This is a genomic window from Pedobacter heparinus DSM 2366 (assembly GCF_000023825.1).
GTDB classification, from domain to species: domain Bacteria; phylum Bacteroidota; class Bacteroidia; order Sphingobacteriales; family Sphingobacteriaceae; genus Pedobacter; species Pedobacter heparinus.
This window is the reverse complement of the sequence record NC_013061.1, coordinates 4,808,378-4,827,362: the sequence shown is the minus strand read 5'-3', so window position 1 is coordinate 4,827,362 and position 18,985 is coordinate 4,808,378. Positions and strand designations below refer to the sequence as shown.

General features: G+C 42.9%; 12 protein-coding genes. 11 read left to right on the top strand and 1 reads right to left on the bottom strand.

Translation table 11 applies throughout. The annotated features are described in order from the left end of the window. Positions 1-86: 86 nt before the first annotated feature. The 10 genes from PHEP_RS19930 to PHEP_RS19885 all read left to right on the top strand — a co-directional run bounded on the left by PHEP_RS19930 (position 87) and on the right by PHEP_RS19885 (position 16,492). Entirely contained in the window at positions 87-3,599 is a 3,513-nt protein-coding gene (locus PHEP_RS19930) for a SusC/RagA family TonB-linked outer membrane protein (RefSeq protein WP_238326517.1), read from the top strand. Positions 3,600-3,611: 12 nt separating this feature from the next. After that, positions 3,612-4,991, top strand: coding sequence for a RagB/SusD family nutrient uptake outer membrane protein (locus tag PHEP_RS19925; RefSeq protein WP_015809794.1), 1,380 nt, complete (start codon positions 3,612-3,614; stop codon positions 4,989-4,991). A gap of 16 nt (positions 4,992-5,007) precedes the next feature. Beyond that, the gene (locus PHEP_RS19920; RefSeq protein ID WP_015809793.1) at positions 5,008-5,979 is read left to right on the top strand and encodes a discoidin domain-containing protein; all 972 of its coding nucleotides are present in this window, start codon (positions 5,008-5,010) and stop codon (positions 5,977-5,979) included. Positions 5,980-6,012: 33 nt separating this feature from the next. Next, a complete protein-coding gene (locus PHEP_RS19915) occupies positions 6,013-7,149 on the top strand; it encodes a TlpA disulfide reductase family protein (protein ID WP_015809792.1) in 1,137 nt (378 codons plus the stop codon). Positions 7,150-7,186: 37 nt separating this feature from the next. Then, on the top strand, positions 7,187-8,317 hold the full coding sequence (locus tag PHEP_RS19910) for a TlpA disulfide reductase family protein (protein WP_015809791.1): 1,131 nt from the start codon (positions 7,187-7,189) through the stop codon (positions 8,315-8,317). A 188-nt stretch (positions 8,318-8,505) separates the two neighbouring features. Next, the gene (locus PHEP_RS19905; protein ID WP_015809790.1) at positions 8,506-9,036 is read left to right on the top strand and encodes an RNA polymerase sigma factor; all 531 of its coding nucleotides are present in this window, start codon (positions 8,506-8,508) and stop codon (positions 9,034-9,036) included. A gap of 68 nt (positions 9,037-9,104) precedes the next feature. Further along, positions 9,105-10,208 (top strand): FecR family protein, encoded by a 1,104-nt coding sequence (locus PHEP_RS19900; RefSeq protein WP_015809789.1) that lies wholly within the window; start codon positions 9,105-9,107, stop codon positions 10,206-10,208. A gap of 123 nt (positions 10,209-10,331) precedes the next feature. After that, positions 10,332-13,661, top strand: a complete 3,330-nt coding sequence (locus PHEP_RS19895) for a SusC/RagA family TonB-linked outer membrane protein (protein ID WP_015809788.1) — start codon at positions 10,332-10,334, stop codon at positions 13,659-13,661. A 47-nt stretch (positions 13,662-13,708) separates the two neighbouring features. Then, on the top strand, positions 13,709-15,145 hold the full coding sequence (locus PHEP_RS19890; protein WP_015809787.1) for a RagB/SusD family nutrient uptake outer membrane protein: 1,437 nt from the start codon (positions 13,709-13,711) through the stop codon (positions 15,143-15,145). 36 nt (positions 15,146-15,181) lie between these two features. Continuing rightward, positions 15,182-16,492: a TlpA family protein disulfide reductase gene (locus PHEP_RS19885; RefSeq protein WP_015809786.1), complete on the top strand. Its 1,311-nt coding sequence runs from the start codon at positions 15,182-15,184 to the stop codon at positions 16,490-16,492. Positions 16,493-16,507: 15 nt separating this feature from the next. Here PHEP_RS19885 and PHEP_RS19880 read toward each other — a convergent pair whose 3' ends face one another. Continuing rightward, complete coding sequence (locus PHEP_RS19880) at positions 16,508-17,377, bottom strand: AraC family transcriptional regulator (protein WP_015809785.1); 870 nt, start codon at positions 17,375-17,377, stop codon at positions 16,508-16,510. A gap of 177 nt (positions 17,378-17,554) precedes the next feature. On the opposite strand from PHEP_RS19880, the gene PHEP_RS19875 reads away from it, so the two are divergent. Then, positions 17,555-18,985 (top strand): MFS transporter, encoded by a 1,431-nt coding sequence (locus PHEP_RS19875; RefSeq protein ID WP_015809784.1) that lies wholly within the window; start codon positions 17,555-17,557, stop codon positions 18,983-18,985.

Here is an 18,985-nt window from a genome sequence, read left to right as displayed (position 1 = left end):
CTAACAAACTTGGTGTACCCTTGCGGTATGTCGATAGAATATTATTTATTATGCGGTTAACCACCATAATTTTAATAGCATCCTTAATGCAGGTAAGTGCTGCAGGTTTTGCTCAACGGATTATTTTAAATGAGCGTAAAGCACCACTCGAAAAGATCTTAAAAGCTATCCGCACGCAAAGCGGCTATGACGTGATTATGGAAAGAAAGCTAATGGACAAAACGAAATCTATCGATGTTTCTGTACAGAACGCTACTCTTGAAGAAACCATGGACATTGTACTTAAGGGTCTAAATCTGAAGTATACCATTGAAGGAAAGATCATCGTAATAGAACCGGTAAAACCTTCTTTTATGGATAACATCAGGGCTGCGTTTGCGAATATTGATGTACGTGGCCGCGTGGTAGACAGTACCGGTCATGCCTTACCGGGAGCTAGTGTAATGGTCAAAGGAAAAAGACAAATTGCCAGGGCCGGTACAGATGGTACGTTTCTTTTGCAAAATGTTGAAGAAGGGACAATACTGGTCATTAGTTACACCGGGTATAAAACCAGGGAGATTGTAGCCTCAAAAGACCTTGGAACAATAAGGATGGATATTGCCGTTGCAAACCTGGAAGAAGTTGCGGTAACAGTCAACACGGGCTACCAAAAAATCAAACCAGAGCAAAGTACTGGTGCAGTTTCGCAAATAGGCACAAAGGAGTACGAATCCAGGGTGAGCTCCAATTTCCTTGATGGATTAGTAAACAGGTTACCTGGATTGTTAATTAATAATAGTGTGCAGTTTACCAGTACAGCTCCAGGTGCTATAAGTTCCACTTCGAGGCCTTTGTTCAACATTCGTGGTATTTCAACCATGTCGGCCAACCAAAGTCCACTGATTGTAGTTGATGGCTATCCGACGGAGTTGACTTTAGATATGATTGATCCAAATGAGATCAAATCAGTTACGATCCTTAAAGATGCCGCTTCTGCCACCGTATATGGAGTAAGAGCCTCCAACGGTGTCATCATAATCGAAAGAAAACAAGCTACACCCGGTGCGGCACAGTTCAATTTCAGGACTACATTGGGCATTACACCAGAGGAAAATTACAGCCGCTACCGTTGGGATCCAGAGGCATCAGGCATCAATGCCAATTACGTACGGGAAAGACAATCATTAATTATTACACCTGGTAGCTGGGGATTGTTATTTGCACCAGGAATACCAAATGGAGGTAACGTACGACGTTCCATCCCTTTCTATATCCAGGCTCAGCTTGCCGCCGGTATCATTACACCTGCACAGGCTGAAAGCTCTTTTGCAGAACTGGCTAATTATGATAATCTTGATGATTACAGTCGCTTATTCCAGCGGACGGCAATTGCGCAAACCAATACCCTGAACATTTCAGGCGGTGTGCCAAACGCGTTATATTACATCACGGCCAATTATACGGGTAACCGTAGTAATGCAGTCCTGAATGACAACAATAGATTTCAACTTACGGGCCGCACTACCCTTAAACTCGCAAAACGACTGAGCCTGGAACTGACCACTGAATATCAGGAAAACCGTGTTAACGGGGCTCCGGTACCAGGTGCGGCTTCCTATGCGGGGTATGAGCGTTATGAAGATGTAAACGGCAACCCTGCCGCCATCATTTCACAAAGCTATGCGCCTGTTTACAATAGTTTCATCCTGTCACAGGGTTTGTTGGATCAAAATTATTACCCTTTGATTGAAGCGAATAAAGTAAGCAATAAAACGCGGACGCTAAACAACAAGACCATTGCCAATTTTAATTATGATATTGGAAAAGGGTTTAACTTGCTGTTCGGTGGGGTATATGAAACTTCCCGTACAGAGTTCAGGCACCTGGCCGCTCAGGGTTCGAATGAAGTGAATTCATTTGTAAACAATTATACTGTAACACCTACTGCAGCTAACCCTGCACTGGCATTCAAAAGGAATCTTCCTGATGGAGATTTCCTACGCCAGCAGAATGCCACCTCAACTGGCTATACGGCACGTACGCAATTGAATTACAATAAAAGAATGGGTAACCATTCCCTTAACGGTATAGCAGGAGCTGAAATACGCCGAGTATTAAATAAAAGTAATTTAGCCTCTTATTTTGGCTATAACGATCAGAGTTTGCTGCATCAGCCTGTAGATTACGCTTCGATATTTAACGGTGTAACGGGAACCAGTGGTACACTTGTCACGGGAAATGGCCTTGGCCTTTTGGAGAATTATTTCAACCAGGGTTATGATGATGACCGGTATGTATCGGCTTTTTCTAATGTTGTATACTCCTTTAAAGATACCTATTCCTTATCAGGAAGTATCCGTATCGACCAATCAAACCTTTTTGGTAGTGATCCAAAATATAAATACAAGCCCCTGTGGTCATTAGGTGCTGCCTGGAACATACATAAGGAAGATTTCATGAGTAATTTTAACTGGCTTCACCAGTTAAAACTGCGTGGTGCTTACGGATTTAATGGAAATGTAGCTAAACTTTCGCTTCCGCAGGTCATTGCCCAATCCCGGAACAATAACGCCAATACACCAACACTTCCTTCTCTCGTCCTGTTCTCCAATGCCAATACGGGCCTTCGCTGGGAACAGACCGAGAACTTAAACCTTGGGCTCGATTTTAATGTTTTCAAAAATATCACAGGTAGTTTTGAATATTACACCAAAAAAACAACCGATGTGATGGGTAATTCCAGTATTGATCCAACACTTGGTGCAAACTCTGCCTTAATCAATTATGCCAGCATCAGAAATAATGGCTTAGAGTTTAGCCTGAAAGCAGACTGGATTTCTACCAGAGACTTTAACTGGAACACAGGTATAGTGGTGGCAAAAAATAGCAGCAAAGTATTAGATGTCTACAGGACAGGCCAGTACAATCCGCAGGTACTTGATGTGCTGGGTTATGTAAGTGGCTATCCGGTAGGTGCTATGTTCTCCTATGATACGCGCGGGCTCAATAATGAAGGCCACCCTATTATTTACGATCAGAACGGGGCATCGTATGTTGTAAATACAAGTTCCACGGGTACACCTCTGGTTACTGCAATGTCAGATAAGAATTCAGGACTGGTACAGTATTCGGGAACATCTGTTCCAACTATTAGCGGTGGATTAAGTAACCGCGTTGACGTTGGTAATTTTTATTTCTTCGCCATGATCAACTATTATGGTGGTTTTAAAGTACGGGTGCCAAGACCTACTCCGGCAGAGAACAGACCTTTGCCAGGGTCGAACGACTATTGGAGGGTTGCCGGTGACGAGCTGAAAACAAACATTCCAAACCTGACTGATTTGAATAGCTCTGCTCCGGGACTGGCTTACCGTTATAATAGCAACTATGTGGTTCATGGTGATTACATGACGCTGGGCGATGTTACAGTTTCCTACCGCTTAAATGACCTTAAATTCATGAAAAATGTCGGATTCAAGAACTTTGAGCTCAAAGCCCAGGCTTCAAACCTGTACTCCGTCGGATTTAACCGCTATAACTTTAGCATGGCTACAGGAAGCTATGCCAAATCGTATTTAACCCCTACGTATACGCTTGGTTTGTTCACCAACTTTTAAAATTTTATACTGATGAAGAAATTTAAATATATAGCCGCCCAATTGCTTGTTTGCTGCATGGTTTTTAGCGGTTGCGATAAATATCTGGATGTTGAACCAAAGGGCAAGCAATTGCTGAAAACAACGGGTGACTTTGATCTTTGGTTGAACGCACAAACGTTTACAACTGAGATGAGTAGTCCTTATTTGGATTATATGACAGACAATATAGATTACCTAAGCGTCAATACTCCGCCAATTAGCCTTGCCGACTTTGTTTATACCTGGGCGCCACAGTTTACAAATGATGTAACAGCACCGGCATATTTATGGGCTGACCACTATCAACGCATTAGTCTGTATAATACCGTGTTGTTAGGTATTGACGCTGCTGAGGGTGGGACTGCATCACAGAAGAACAGCCTTAAGGCGGAAGCCTTACTTGGCCGTGCATTTTCGTATTTTTACCTGGTGAATGAATATGCCAAGCCCTACGATGCGGCAACCGCATCCACCGATTTGGCTGTGCCTTTTGTCACTTCAGACAATGTAAGTCAAAAAGCACCCCCAAGAGCTACAACGGCTGAAATTTATCAACACATCCTGGATGATATCAATGTGGCTATCCCGAACCTTCCTGCTGACAACAGTGGCGCTAGGTTTCGTGGCTCTAAGGCTGCCGCATATAGTGTATTGGCACGCATTTATTTATACAGAAGGGAATATAGTGAAGCGCTGCGTTATGCTGAGCTGGCGCTGGCCAATACCCGTGCCACAATGATTGATTATACCACCCCTGCTTCCTTTCCCACCACGCAAAATGTAGTGTCTCATCCGGACGCAATTTATGGTAAGGGATATGCTGCTGCTGGTATCCCGATAACCTTAGATTTGAAAGGCTCGTTTGCGGGCAACGACACAAGGAGAACAATTTTTTATTCGAGCTGGACCAGTACCGTAAGAGGGGCGACTGCGTTTTACGCAGCTGCAGTTACACCAACTTTCCAGCTAACCAATTCCGGTACAACTGTTCAGGAAATGCACTTAATTGCGGCAGAATGTGCGGCGCGAAGTACTGCCCCGAATGGCCTGGCTACGGCACTTGGCCACCTGAATCAGGTGCGCAGGAACAGGTATACGGGTACGCCAATTGAGAGCAGGGATTTTACTTCATCAAGTCAGAGTGTTGTGTTTAACGAAGTGCTGGCCGAAAGAAGACGTGAATTACCTTTCCATAGCTTACGCTGGTTTGATATGCGGAGATTTGATATGGAGAACAGGATGTCAGCAGTAATCCGCACCAATGCACAGAACACAGTAGTTGCCACGCTTGAGCCGAACAGCCCAAGATACACGCTGCAAATCCCTATTCAGGTGATTGCCTTTAACCCGGATATGCCCCAAAATCCATAACTATAAAATTTAAGAGATGAAGACATACAAATTAAATTTATTGGCAATATGCACGGTAGTGCTATTGTTTATGGCTTGCAAAAAAGACAAAACTGGCCGCGAACCCTTGCCAGAAGGTAGGGTAACTTTTGATGTGCCGGCTTCAACAGATGTAGTGGCGAGAGATTTCGATATCAGAAATGTGTCCGTAGTTAGCGTGGAAATGAAAGCGGCGCTACAAGGTAGCTCGTCTTCGGATGTTCATTATGTGACCTTTGCTACTGATACGACTAAAATAGCAGATTATAAGCTAAAATATGGCAATACCGCCCTTTTACTTCCTACAAAAAGCTATCTTTATTATAAGCCAACGGTAGCCATTGCTCCGGGCACCAACCTTTCAGAAGCAGCGGTACTGAATCTTAGTTTTCAGACTACACTACAGCCTTTCAGCACTTATGTGCTGCCGCTAACCATTGCATCTATAGATGGCATACCACAGGATCCAAAGACACGCAAAGTGGTTTATTATGTTTTTAATACAAAAGAACCACGTTATATGAGCCATGCCGGATATACTCCTACTGCTACTGCATCTTCTACATTTGGAACCAACGTAGCAAGCAGAGCAATTGATGCAGCTACAGGTACAACATTTTGGGCAAGTTCTAACACCGTGCCGCTGCCGCAATTCCTGACCATTGATTATGGACGAAATGTTACCTTTCCTGGATTAGACTATTTTTTTCCGACGGCCTTAACCGCTGCCAATGGAGCTCAGACAACCTCTGCTAAAGTGGAAACAAGTATAGATAACATAACCTGGACAGATAAGGGTACGTATGCAATCAATGTCAACAATACTGCTAGAATGCACACTATAACTTTGCCTTCATTAACAACAGCCAGATACTTACGCTTTACCATTTTGGCAGCAAATCCATATGTAGCATCAGCAACAATCACTTATAACATAGGTTTTGTGGGCGGCATTTTACTGTTAAATTAAAAAAGATAACTCTTAATCTATAAAAATAGAAAAATGAAAAAAACAATATTTTCAGTTTTGATACTGCTGCCTTTTATGGCAGCAGCTCAAAAAAACTATACCATAACAGGAAAATTGCCGGCTGTTAAAGGCCAGGCCAAAGCTTATCTTGTTCTTTTAAAAAACAATGCGTGGAAGGAAACAGACTCTGCTGAAATCAAAGATGGTAAGTTCCAGTTTACCGGGAGTGTGAATGAACCTCAGAATGCAATCCTGGCCGTCAGGCGTAATGGTGCAGCAGATTCAGGAAGACAACGTGATGCGCTGGGCTTTTTCATTGAGAACTCCAAAATTGAAATAGTTGGAACAGATTTAATCAGCAATGCTAAAATTACCGGCTCGGTTGCTAATCGTGAAAATGAAGAGCGAGAAGCCATGATAAAGCCAGTTACCGCTAAGATCATAAAACTGCAAGATGAATTTGGAAAAAAAGCCGCAGACGGATCTTATATTAAATCATTGGAAGAACGTAAAAAAGCGGGAGACAGCATTCAAAAATTGGTGGCAATGAATAAGGACATCAACCATAGGTTTGCAGAAACGCATTTAAATTCTTTCATGGGACTTTACACCTTCAATATGTATGTGCTCGACAATAAATTTGATCCGGCGAAGGAAGAACCCTTATTTAACCGTTTTTCAACTGTTTTAAAATCCTCTCCACTTGGTAAACGTACCATAGAGAAATTAGAAATTGGTAAGCGGCGCCAGACCGGTGCTAAAGCAACAGATTTTACACAAAATGACCTTAACGGTAAACCATTTACGCTTTCTTCTTTAAGAGGAAAATATGTACTGGTAGATTTTTGGGCCAGTTGGTGTGGCCCATGTCGTGCAGAAAACCCTAATGTGGTAAAGGCATATAATGAACTAAAAGGAAAGAACTTTGAGATTGTAGGCGTATCGCTTGATTACCCGGGTGGTAAAGCGGCCTGGGCAGAAGCGGTTAAAAAAGACGGTTTACCCTGGATCCAGGTGAGCGACCTGAAAGGCTGGAAAAATGAGGTGGCCCTGATGTACGGCATCAATTCAGTACCACAAAATCTGCTGATTGATCCGCAGGGGGTAATCATTGCTAAAAATCTGAGGGGCGAGGCGCTTACAGATAAATTGAAGGAATTGATTAAATAAATTCATTTTGACCTTCTAACATATAAAAAAACTACTTATGAATATTAAAATAATTATTGTTGCGCTCCTGCTACTGCCAGCAAGTTTTTGCCTGGCGCAGGATAAATTTGAAATATCGGGCCAGCTTTCCCAAGCAGGTAAGGATATGATGGTAATGCTCAGCTACAAAAACAGCGAGGGTAAAGACACCAAAGACAGCGCCCTGGTAAAAAACGGTAAATTCCTGATCAGCGGTACTACAGCTTTTGGTAATAAAGCGTATCTGACACTAATGCCTGTAAAAAAGGATACTATCCGACGTGTCGGTCAATCTGATTACCAGGAGTTTTACCTGGAAAAGGGCATGTATAAAGTAACGGGTACAGATAGCCTGGCCAAAGCAAGCATAACGGGAGCGCAGGCGCAAAAGGATTTTTTATTATGGAAGTCTAAATCACAGGCCCTGTTGGCCCAGTTCAGAGAGATCACCCAGCGGTTTACCAAGGTTTATTATGCGAAAGTGAAAGATACGGTAACGATCAAAAAGATTCAGGCCGAAGCAAGACCAGTACATGCCAAAATCGAAGCGGCATTGGATTCCTTTATTTTTAGTCACCCGGATTCCTATGTGGCGCTTGATCTGATTGCTTCAGAAAAGACCGCAGTAATCGATCCCCAGGTTTTTGGGGCTTATTACAATCCACTAAGCAAAAGAGTACTGGCCAGTTTTACTGGTCAGAAATTAACTGCCAAATTTGAAAAGGCAAAGAAAATATCCATTGGTAAAACTGTAGACTTTACGCAAACAGACGATAAAGGCAATGAATTCAAGCTTTCTTCATTAAAAGGAAAATACGTACTGGTCGATTTCTGGGCCAGCTGGTGCGTGCCTTGCCGTGCAGAAAATCCACATTTGCTAAAAGCTTATAACCAGTTAAAAGATAAGGGATTTGAAATTGTAGGGATTTCTCTGGATGAAACCAAAGCCGCCTGGCTTAATGCTGTAAAGCATGATGGCATGCCCTGGATACAGGTGAGTGACCTGAAGGGCTTTAAGAGTGAAATTGCAGTTCAATATGGTATCTCTGCCATTCCTCAAAACTTTCTGATCGACCCACAAGGCGTTATCATAGCGAAGAACCTAAGGGGTGAAGATGTAAATGAGCAGCTTGCGAAGCTGATCCGTTAGCAGATAAAATCAGTATAAGCATTAGACCCTTATTTAAAAAGACGTAATCTGTGTCTTTTTAAATAAGGTTTTTTTTTGCGAAGTACAGGCCCAGGTTAAACCGGAATTAAAAATAAAGCCCGGGTTTTTTGGTTTGTATTGTTGATTTTGTATAGCTTCACAAAAAGGGAGATCATTACAAGCACAATATGGATTGTCAAACAGACGAACAGCTTACCGGCCTTATAAGGGAGGGAAATGTTTTTGCTTTTAAAGCGCTGTATAACAGATATGGCAATTTGTTGTTTGTCTACATCTCAAAAAGCCTGCACGATCAGGACGATGCGCAGGATATTGTGCAGGAGGTGTTTGCCCAGCTCTGGAATTCGAGGGAATCCCTGAACATTACCACTTCCGTTTCGTCCTATTTATATGCTTCGGTGCGCAATAAAATGATCGATTTAACAAGACGCAATGGTTTACATAAAAAATACCTTGAGAAACTGGATACTTTTGAAGCAGACAATATCATGGCAGATCACCTGGTTAGGGAGAAACAACTTGCGGCCTTAATTGAAAAGGAAATCGATGCCCTTCCTATAAAGATGCGGGAAGTATTCCTGTTGAGCCGAAGCTCAGATTTATCGCATCAGGAGATTTCAGATCAGCTTGGCCTCCAAAAGCAAACCGTCAGGTCACATATTAAACGTGCCCTGAAAATTCTACGCTTAAAATTTTAATCTGCTAATTGCCCCCCTGCCCCCCGGTTCTTCGTCATTGTTATAAAAGGCATAGTTTATAATTGACAATGAAAAGGGAGCCAACAGAAGATTTACTCGATAAATACAGCCAGGGTGTTTGCACTGCTGAAGAAAAAGCATTGGTAGAAAGCTGGTTTCTGCACTGGAAAGCAGATGGCGTTAGCCCTTCCGCGGCAAGGATTGAGCGGGCCAATAGAGAAGTTATGCGCTCCATTCTGGCTGAAGTACCTGTAAAAAAGATCAACAGAAACCGGCAGTTGGCCGGTATTGCTGCGGCCATATTATTGCTGCTTGGCATATCTGTGCTGCTGTTTAGAGAAGGGCCCTTGTCAAAAGCTTACCGTAATGACATCGGCCCTGGTGGTAATAAAGCCACGCTTACCTTAAGCAATGGAAAAGTTATTCCATTGAGCAGTACAAAAACAGGTGTCGTAATTGAGGGGGATCATTTAACCTATAATGATGGTACTGTGCTGGCATCGCCCCAAAACATGGTATTAAATGAAGTACAGGTAAGTACACCGCTGGGCGGTACTTATCAGGTTAGCCTGCCTGATGGTACCCGGGTATGGCTCAATGCGGGTTCTACACTTAAATTTCCTTCAAGCTTTGCAGATCTTAAGGAAAGAATCGTCCGTTTATCCGGTGAAGCTTATTTCGAAGTGGCCCGGATCAAATCTCCGCAGGGCATAAAATTTATAGTAAAAACAGCTCAGCAGGAAGTAAGCGTGCTGGGTACCCATTTTAACATCAACAGTTACGCAGATGAGCCCAATACCAAAACAACGCTGCTTGAGGGTTCAGTGCGCCTCTCTGTCCCGCTATTGCAGAACGGGGGGACAATTCTTAAACCAGGCGAACAGGGATTTAATGAGGGGCAAAGGATTGAGGTTAGCAAAGTGGAGGCAGAGGAAGTTATTGCATGGAAAAACGGGGAATTTGCATTCAGCAATGAAAGACTGGAAAGTATCATGCGCAAAATTGCACGCTGGTATGATGTTACCGTTGTTTATGAAAATAAAAACGTCGGTAACGTACCATTCGGTGGCAGCATATCCAGGTTTGGCAAGGTCTCAGAAGTGCTGGATATGCTCGAATTAACAGGGAAAGTGAAATTTAAAGTAGAAGGAAGGAGGATTACCGTGAATTAAACAGACATAAAAACGGTAATACACAACAGAGCCAGAAGTCTCGACTCTTCTGGCTCATGCCTGTATTGCTATGAAATAAAAGCGAATCTATTACATCAATTTACAAATTTACAGACTAAACAAATGTATATATTTTATACCAATAATCCGGATATGCGGAAAAGGCATATCTATAAGATTCTATTGATTATGCGACTGACCACCGTAATTTTAATCGCATCGATGCTTCAGGTAAGTGCTTCCGGTTTTGGTCAGAAGCTGAATTACGTTCGTAAAAGCACCACATTACTCCAGCTGTTTAAGGAAATAAAGGCCCAGACGGGCTATCATGTAGTATGGCCGGAACAGGACATCAATACCCATACAGTGATTACCGCTAATTTTAGAAATGTGCCGGTAACCGAAGTGCTAAACCAAAGCCTGAGAGGATTAAATTTAACGTATGCCATCAGGGGCAGGACCATCGTAATTAAAGCGATAAACCCATCCCTTATAGATAAGGCGAAGCTCATCTTGGATTCGGTCCATGACTTTTTTCTTAGCATTGATGTACAGGGGCGTGTGGTGGACGACCGGGATGAACCCCTGTTGGGTGCAATTGTTAAAGTTAAAGGGAGCACTATGGCCACTTCAACAAATGCAGTGGGGAATTTTGAACTGAAACAGGTGCCCGAAAATGCTATCCTGCTCGTTTCCTATCTTGGCTTTGAGACCAAAGAAATCAAAGCTGAGAAAAGTCTGGGCACCATTAAGCTGATTCTGGCTATTGACGATTTAAAAGAGGTGGAGATCAATGCCGGCTATTATACGGTTAAAAATAAAGTACGTACCGGTGCAATATCCCGTGTGTCTGACGAAATAATTGCCGCACAGCCGGTTGGTAATCCGCTGACTGCGTTAACAGGCAGGATGGCCGGGGTAAATATAGCACAGAGTTCCGGCGTAGCCGGAGGAAACGTCAATGTAGAAATAAGGGGGAGGAATAGCTTAAGATCGGATGCCAGGGACCCCTTATACCTGGTTGATGGCGTACCTTATCCCTCTGCCCCGCTCACCAACAACAGTATGGGTGTTTCAATTTTAGCAGGCAGCAGCCCCTTAAACTACCTGAACCCCCTCGACATTGAAAGTATCGAGGTGTTGAAAGATGCAGATGCAACTGCCATTTATGGCTCAAGGGGTGCCAATGGGGTGGTGCTGATCAAAACAAAATCTGCCAGGAACGGAAAAACGGAAGTAGGCTTCAATATTTATACCGGCATTTCGAAAGTCAGTACGATACTCGATCTTTTAAATACTTCGCAATACCTTGAAATGCGTAATGAGGCATTTAAAAATGACGGGATAAGTCCAGGCTTAACAGATTACGACCTGAATGGCAGCTGGGACCAGCATCGTTATACCGACTGGCAGGATGTACTTATCGGTGGTACGGCACAGCTTACCAATATCTCGGCCTCCATAAATGGCGGCAATGAATTTACCCAGGTTGCCTTCAGAAGCAATTACAACAGGCAATCGACCGTTTTTCCGGGCAATTTTGCGGATCAGAAAGGATCGGCAAGTTTAACCGCGGGTCACGCTTCATTGAATAAAAAGTTTAAAGCAAATTTTTCATCATCTTATTTGCTGGATAACAATAATCTACCGAGGGTTGATCTGACCAATCATATCCTGTTAGCCCCCAATGCACCTGAACCCTATACAGACAATGGTGATTTAAACTGGGCCTATAACAGCACCGGTGCCGCAACATGGACAAACCCGATGGCCGCAATAAGAAATGTTTACCAGGGCAGGTCGGTCAGTTTCATGTCGAGTGCTGTACTGAGTTATGAACCCGTCCGAGGTTTGATCATTAAAAGTAATTTGGGCTATACCAATATCAGGTTAAGGGAAAACCTGCTAAATCCGGTTAAGGCGGGTAATCCGGCAACAGCCTCGCTGGGTTCTAATTACCTGTCAAATAATACCATTGAAACCTGGATTGCTGAACCCCAGCTGATCTGGAACCCTAAGGTTTTTAAGGGGCGTCTGGAAATATTACTGGGCAGTACTTTTCAGAAGGACGATCAAAAAACAGAGGCGGTTGTCGGTACGGGGTACACCAACGACCTGCTTTTGAAAAGCATCTCTGCTGCACCGACCAAAACAGGCACATCTTCAGGCAGTCAGTATAAGTACAATGCACTGTTTGCACGCTTAAACTACAACCATCAGGACAAATATATTCTAAACCTTACTGCCAGAAGGGATGGGTCGAGCAGGTTTGGCCCCGGAAAACAGTTTGCAAACTTTGGTGCTGTAGGTGCTGCCTGGATATTTTCGGAAGAAAAGGCATTTAGATCCAGCCTGCCCTTTCTTTCCTTTGGAAAGTTCAGGGCAAGTTACGGTCTCACGGGAAGTGATAAGATCGGCGATTATGGCTTCCTGGATACGTATTCAGCTTCCCAGCCTTATCAGGGCGGAGCCGGGCTTACCCCAACCAGACTGGCGAATCCCGATTACGCCTGGGAAAATAACAAGAAGCTTGAAGCCGCAGTTGACATGGGTTTTCTTCGCGACAAGCTCTTTTTTACGATAAGCTGGTACCGAAACCTGTCATCCAACCAACTGGTCGGTTATTCACTCCCGGATATTACAGGCTTCACAAGCATACAATATAACCTGCCGGCAGTTGTGCAAAACACGGGGCTGGAGTTTGAGCTAAACACCAGCAATGTTTCAGGAAGAAACTTTACCTGGAAAACTGCATTTAATTTAACAGTTCCCCGCAATGAACTGGTTTCGTATCCCAATATTGCAGGCTCCGCTTATGCAAGTGCTTATACTGTTGGGCAGTCTTTGTATACCCCTATAGGCTATCACTATTTAGGGGTTGACCCGCAAAATGGTTTGTATACTTTTGAAGATCTGGACGGAAACGGGAACGACCTGGATGAAGCAGATAAAAAAACAGCAGATAAAGGGCTGGAAAGTCATGCTTTTGGTGGTCTGCAAAACAGTTTTACCTATAAAAGCTTCCAGCTGGATGTTTTCTTTCAATTTGTAAGCAAAACGGCAAGGAATCCAATAAGCCTGTACGGCATTCCGGGTGCTATGGGTAACCAATCGGCTGAAGTTATGGAAAGGTGGCAAAAGCAGGGTGATGAGCGCAGTGTCCAGAAGTTTAGCCAGTCGCTCGTCGCTGATGGTCCCGGATTAAGGTTCTATTACACGCTGAGTTCAGATTATTTCAGCGATGCATCGTTCATCAGGCTGAAGAATGTATCGTTCTCCTGGAATGTGCCCGCAGACTGGAGCCGGCGATTGCGGCTAAAGGGGCTTAAATTATACCTGCAGGGGCAAAACCTGTTTACCCTTACCAAATACAAAGGAGACCCTGAAGTACTAAATATCAAAAGCTTACCCAGTTTAACCACTTTAACGGCTGGTATCCAGGTAAGCCTGTAACGATTGATCCATTTAACGATTACCATTAAAAATAAATTTATATTCCAATGAAAAATTTAAACCTACTGATCAGACCAATGGTGATGGGTCTGATCATGCTGATAGCCGGATGTAAAGGATTTGTGGAGATTGATCCCCCTGTCGACCAGATTGTGAGTGAGACTGTATTTACAAGTGATGATATGGCTTCTTCTACCATAAGGGGCATATATGCGCGGATGATGATCGCAAATGGTTTCGCAAGCGGTTATGTTAGCAGTGTAACTTTATTGGCCGGGAAATCATCAGATGAATTTATAAACTACAATACCTCCAGTATGATGGACGTCCAGTTTGCAAGCAATAATTTATTGCCGGATAATGGTATTTTACGGACCGGATTATGGCAGGAGCCTTATAAGTACATTTATTATGCAAATGCTGTATTGGAGAACCTGCAAAAGTCTGACCTGGTTTCTGCGGACATGAAAAGCCAGCTTGAAGGCGAAGCTTTGTTTATCCGTGCATTTTGCCATTTTTATCTGAGTAACCTTTTTGGTGAGGTGCCTGTTATTTTAACCACGGATTACAGAGTCAATGCCATTGCCCGGGCAAGTTCCAAAACAGAGATCTATACCTGTATGGTTAAAGACCTGTTGAAGTCTAAAGCATTATTGCCCGAGAGTTACCCGGCTGCTGAAAGAACAAGGCCGAACAAATGGGCGGCGACAGCCCTGCTGGCCAGGGTCTATTTATACCAGGAAGACTGGGTAAATGCAGAAAAGCAAGCTACCGAGGTGATCCAAAAAACAAATCTGTACAAAATACAGTCCGACCTGAACCAGGCATTTCTAAAGAATAGTGAAGAAGCGATCTTACAGTTTGCTGCACCAGCCAGTACCGGGGTAAATACCAGAGAGGGCCAGCTTTTTATTTTAACTGCTGCGCCGGGTGCCAGTACCGCTGTAATATTGAGCAGCAATTTAACCAGTTCCTTTGATCCGAATGACCAGCGTGCACAAAAATGGATCGGAACCTTTACCAATGCAGCTGGCAGCTGGAAATATGCATTCAAATACAAGGTTAAAACAGGAGCTACTGTGGTAACGGAATATTCGATGGTACTGCGCTTAGCCGAACAATACCTCATCAGGGCCGAAGCCCGTATTAACCAGGGTAATGTGGAAACTGGAGTCCAGGACCTGAATGTTTTGCGCAAACGTGCCAGGCCCCTTCCCGGTGTTGCAGGCCCTAATCCACTGCCTGATATTTTGCCGACATTAAGTCAGACCGATGCGCTGCTTGCAGTAGAAAAGGAAAGAAAATATGAGCTGTTTGCTGAATGGGGGCACCGCTGGTTAGACCTGAAAAGGACCCATAAGGCTGAGTCGGTAATGGGCGCATTAAGAGGGAGTAACTGGCAAAGTACAGATGTATTTTATCCCATTCCAAAAACGGAACTGGCAAACAACCCAAACCTGGTGCAAAACAAGGGATACCAGTAAATAACAGGAACGTCTTATTCTATCATATAAAATATCATGAGATTTAAACTTTTGATCCTCCTGGCAGTAGGTATACTGGCCGGAGGCAATGCTTTTACACAAACTACAGTGGTTACGATCGGGACAAAAATTCCGGGGCATACCTTAACCAGGCTCATCAACTTCCCAAGGCCGAGCGTTGGATTGACAGATTTTAAGGGTAAAATCCTGATTCTTGATTTCTGGAACCGTGGCTGTACCTCTTGTATTGACTCCTGGCCAAAACTGATGAAGTTGCAGGAAAAATTTAAGGATAACATCCAGATTCTGCTGGTAAATGACCTGGATGATGAGGCTACGATACGGGCATTGATCAAAAGGTGGTCAAAGACCTTCGAGATGCAGATGACACTACCTACTGCTTATCAGGATAAAGTGGTAAATTCCATGTTTCCTCATCAAAGTGTCCCACATTTGGTATGGATTGATCAGGTTGGGACAGTTAAATATATTTCTATGGCCCAGTTTCTGAACCATGAGACCATTGAAAATATGATCCTGGGAAAAGAAATGGATATCCGTCAAAAAAACGATGTTCAGGTCCCCGTAAAATGGAGCAGGCCCTTGTTTATAAATGGCAATGGGGGGCCGGAAGAAGATGTCTTAAGCCGTACGGTAATCAGGAATAACATATTGAACCAGATGGGGGTTTTCATGGCAGGAAAAGTTAAAGACGCCAATGCATCCTATGCCGTAATCAGTAATACCACAGTGGTGGATATGTTCAGGATGCTTTATGGCAAGGGGGTCGACAGGATTGGGAACCAGCTGCGTGTACCCTATAGCCAGGTTATATTAAAGGCAGCAGATACAACCAAACTGGTAAACAAAGTAAATGATGCCGTGAGGCCTGAAAACTTTTATACCATACAGTTTACTGCCGAAAAGGTTTTCTCAACGGAGAAATTAAAAGACATTCTGAAAAGCGACCTGCAACGGTATTTTGAATTAAAAGTTAGCCGGGAAAAAGTAAAGAAAACCTGCCTGGTTGTTTCCAGATCGGAATTTCCTGTTACCGCGTATAAAGAGGGTACACAGGTTTTGAACACCAATGATGGCATGTTGAAACTAAATGCAGTTACCTTGCAGGAGCTGTTAAATGCACTCATTGGGAGAATTGGCTATTACAGCGGGCTTTCTTATCCCATTGTAAATGAATCGGGATTTACAGATAAACTGGGAAATATTGAAATTGACACAAACATACAGGACTGGAAAAAATTAAGTTATGCTTTAAATAAACATGGTTTTATCTTTTCATTACAGGAAAGGGAAATTGAAGCCCTGGTGATCAGTGACGATCAGTGATTTGAACAATTTGATTTAAATAAAAACCCTGGTTCCGGAATAATTATCTCTGAACTGCTTTGGAGTTGTATTCTTTTTCCTTTTAAAAATGCGGTTGAAGTTGGATATATTATTGAAGCCACAGCTATAGGCTATTTCCGATATTGTAGTGGTGGTATCTATAAGTAATCTGCTGGCATGGCCTAACCTGATTTCATTCAGGCTATCGATAAATGTCTTTCCGGTTCTCTTTTTGATAAAGCGGCTAAATGATACATCAGGCATGTTGGTGATTTTGGCTACATCAGCTAAAGTAATCTGCTTACTGTAGTTGGCATTTAGGTATTCAAATACCTTTTCGATCCTTCTACTATTGTAACTGGAATGCTGGTTGATAAAAGCCGCATCAGATAGAGTCACCATATTTCTGGAAATGGACAAATCGTGCAGAATCGATAGCAGTTCGAGAACCGAATCGAAGCCGTTTTTCTGGCATAGATCGAGTATTCTCGGTTTAATGGCTTTAATGGTCTCAGTAGAAAAGGCAATGCCTTTTTTTGATCTTTCGAAGAGGTTTCGGATAAAGCTCAACTGATTTCTTCTCAAGATCGTTTCGTCCAGAAAATCCTTGTGAAACTGAATGGTGACTTCAATAATCTCCGAAGATTTACATTCATGTGTAAACCACGCATGACTGAGATTGGGGCCTACAAATACAAGTTCTAGGTCATCTATGAGGTGAATATGGTTGCCGACAATCCTTTTTGCATTTTTTGCATTGAGAATCAGGTTAAGCTCGTACTCTTCATGATAGTGCAGAGGGAAGTCAAATTGCTTTTTACGTCTTGAAAATAAGGTAAAGCAATCACTTTGCGTCAAAGGGGTAATTTCTCGCTGAATATTCATAAGAGAACTGGAGTAGTTTGGTATTTGTAAATTAAAAATAAATTATTATCAAGACAAGTCATTAAGCACAGACTTGTCTTTTTGTATCATAATTTGTTAAAAAAGTATTGATAGATATGTAATTCGTTGGGCTACATTTGAATTGTTGTTGCCAAAACAATACGATCTATAAATAGTATGAGCGAAAAAATAACATTAAAAGAGAAAATCGGATATGGGTTCGGTGATTTTGCATCATCCATGTTCTGGAAAATATTTTCTGTTTACCTACTTTATTATTATACGGATGTATTTGGTATTTCGGCAGCCGTTGTTGGTACGATGTTCCTGATTACCAGGATCTGGGACACCGCTCTTGATCCTATTGTCGGTATTGTTGCCGATATGACGAATTCAAGGTGGGGGAAGTTTAGACCTTATCTTTTGTGGATGGCCATTCCTTTTGGAATCATCGGCGTACTGACATTTGTAGCACCCGACCTGGATGTGAGTGGCAAGATTATTTATGCATACCTTACCTATACTTTAATGATGATGGTATATTCTGCTATCAATGTACCTTATGCCTCACTAATGGGCGTAATGACCTCAAATGTTAAGGACCGTACCACTTTATCCACGTTCAGGTTTATTTTTGCTTTTGCAGGGAGTATTCTTGTACTGGCAACAGCAGAGCCCCTGGTGGGCTGGTTTGGTAAAGCAGGAACAGTTGAAGATGTCCAAAAAGGCTGGTCGCTAACCATGATCCTGTATGCTGTTATAGCTGTTGTTTTGTTTTATCTGACTTTTGCCTGGACACGGGAAAGGATTTACCCCCCAAAAGAACAGAAAACATCCCTAAAAACAGATTTAAAAAATCTGGCAACAAACAAACCATGGTTTGTATTGTTAGGTGCGGGGGTTTCTACATTGATATTCAATTCGTTACGTGATGGGTCGGCTATTTATTATTTTAAGTATTATTTCAAGGCCCAGGAAGCCTTTCAGCTACCTTTGATAAATGCGCCGATTAATTACAGTACCCTTTACCTGGTATTGGGTCAGGCGGCCAATATTGTTGGTGTCGTATTGGCCAAGCCGGTATCTGACAAAATAGGCAAGAAGAATACCTTTTTCTTTGCAATGCTGGTTGCCGCCATCCTGAGCTGTATATTTTATGCCTTTAAAGAAACTGATCTCTTTTTGATCTTCTTTTTTCAGTTTTTGATAAGTATCTGCGCCGGAAGTATTTTTCCGTTATTGTGGTCTATGTATGCAGATATTGCCGATTATTCTGAATGGAAAACCGGCCGCAGGGCAACAGGACTGATTTTCTCCTCCTCATCCATGTCCCAGAAGCTGGGCTGGACATTAGGTGGGGCGCTGACGGGCTGGTTGCTCGCCATCTATGGATTTGAAGCCAATGCTGCTCAGACCATCGAAACACAAACCGGCATAAGAACCATGCTAAGCTTCATTCCTGCAACCGGGGCATTACTATCCGCCATATTTATCCTGTTTTACAAGTTAAGTGATTCCTTAATGGTTTCTGTAATTGACGCACTGGAGGAAAGAAGAACAAAGGAACAGCACATCAACATCGCGATACAAAACGAACGCATAGCCTAA

Bases quoted from the DNA above. Each gene is read 5' to 3' on its own strand.
- PHEP_RS19930 (WP_238326517.1), top strand. From the start codon at position 87: ATGCAGGTAAGTGCTGCAGGTTTTGCTCAACGGATTATTTTAAATGAG.
- PHEP_RS19925 (WP_015809794.1), top strand. From the start codon at position 3,612: ATGAAGAAATTTAAATATATAGCCGCCCAATTGCTTGTTTGCTGCATG.
- PHEP_RS19920 (WP_015809793.1), top strand. From the start codon at position 5,008: ATGAAGACATACAAATTAAATTTATTGGCAATATGCACGGTAGTGCTA.
- PHEP_RS19915 (WP_015809792.1), top strand. From the start codon at position 6,013: ATGAAAAAAACAATATTTTCAGTTTTGATACTGCTGCCTTTTATGGCA.
- PHEP_RS19910 (WP_015809791.1), top strand. From the start codon at position 7,187: ATGAATATTAAAATAATTATTGTTGCGCTCCTGCTACTGCCAGCAAGT.
- PHEP_RS19905 (WP_015809790.1), top strand. From the start codon at position 8,506: ATGGATTGTCAAACAGACGAACAGCTTACCGGCCTTATAAGGGAGGGA.
- PHEP_RS19900 (WP_015809789.1), top strand. From the start codon at position 9,105: ATGAAAAGGGAGCCAACAGAAGATTTACTCGATAAATACAGCCAGGGT.
- PHEP_RS19895 (WP_015809788.1), top strand. From the start codon at position 10,332: ATGTATATATTTTATACCAATAATCCGGATATGCGGAAAAGGCATATC.
- PHEP_RS19890 (WP_015809787.1), top strand. From the start codon at position 13,709: ATGAAAAATTTAAACCTACTGATCAGACCAATGGTGATGGGTCTGATC.
- PHEP_RS19885 (WP_015809786.1), top strand. From the start codon at position 15,182: ATGAGATTTAAACTTTTGATCCTCCTGGCAGTAGGTATACTGGCCGGA.
- PHEP_RS19880 (WP_015809785.1), bottom strand. From the start codon at position 17,377: ATGAATATTCAGCGAGAAATTACCCCTTTGACGCAAAGTGATTGCTTT.
- PHEP_RS19875 (WP_015809784.1), top strand. From the start codon at position 17,555: ATGAGCGAAAAAATAACATTAAAAGAGAAAATCGGATATGGGTTCGGT.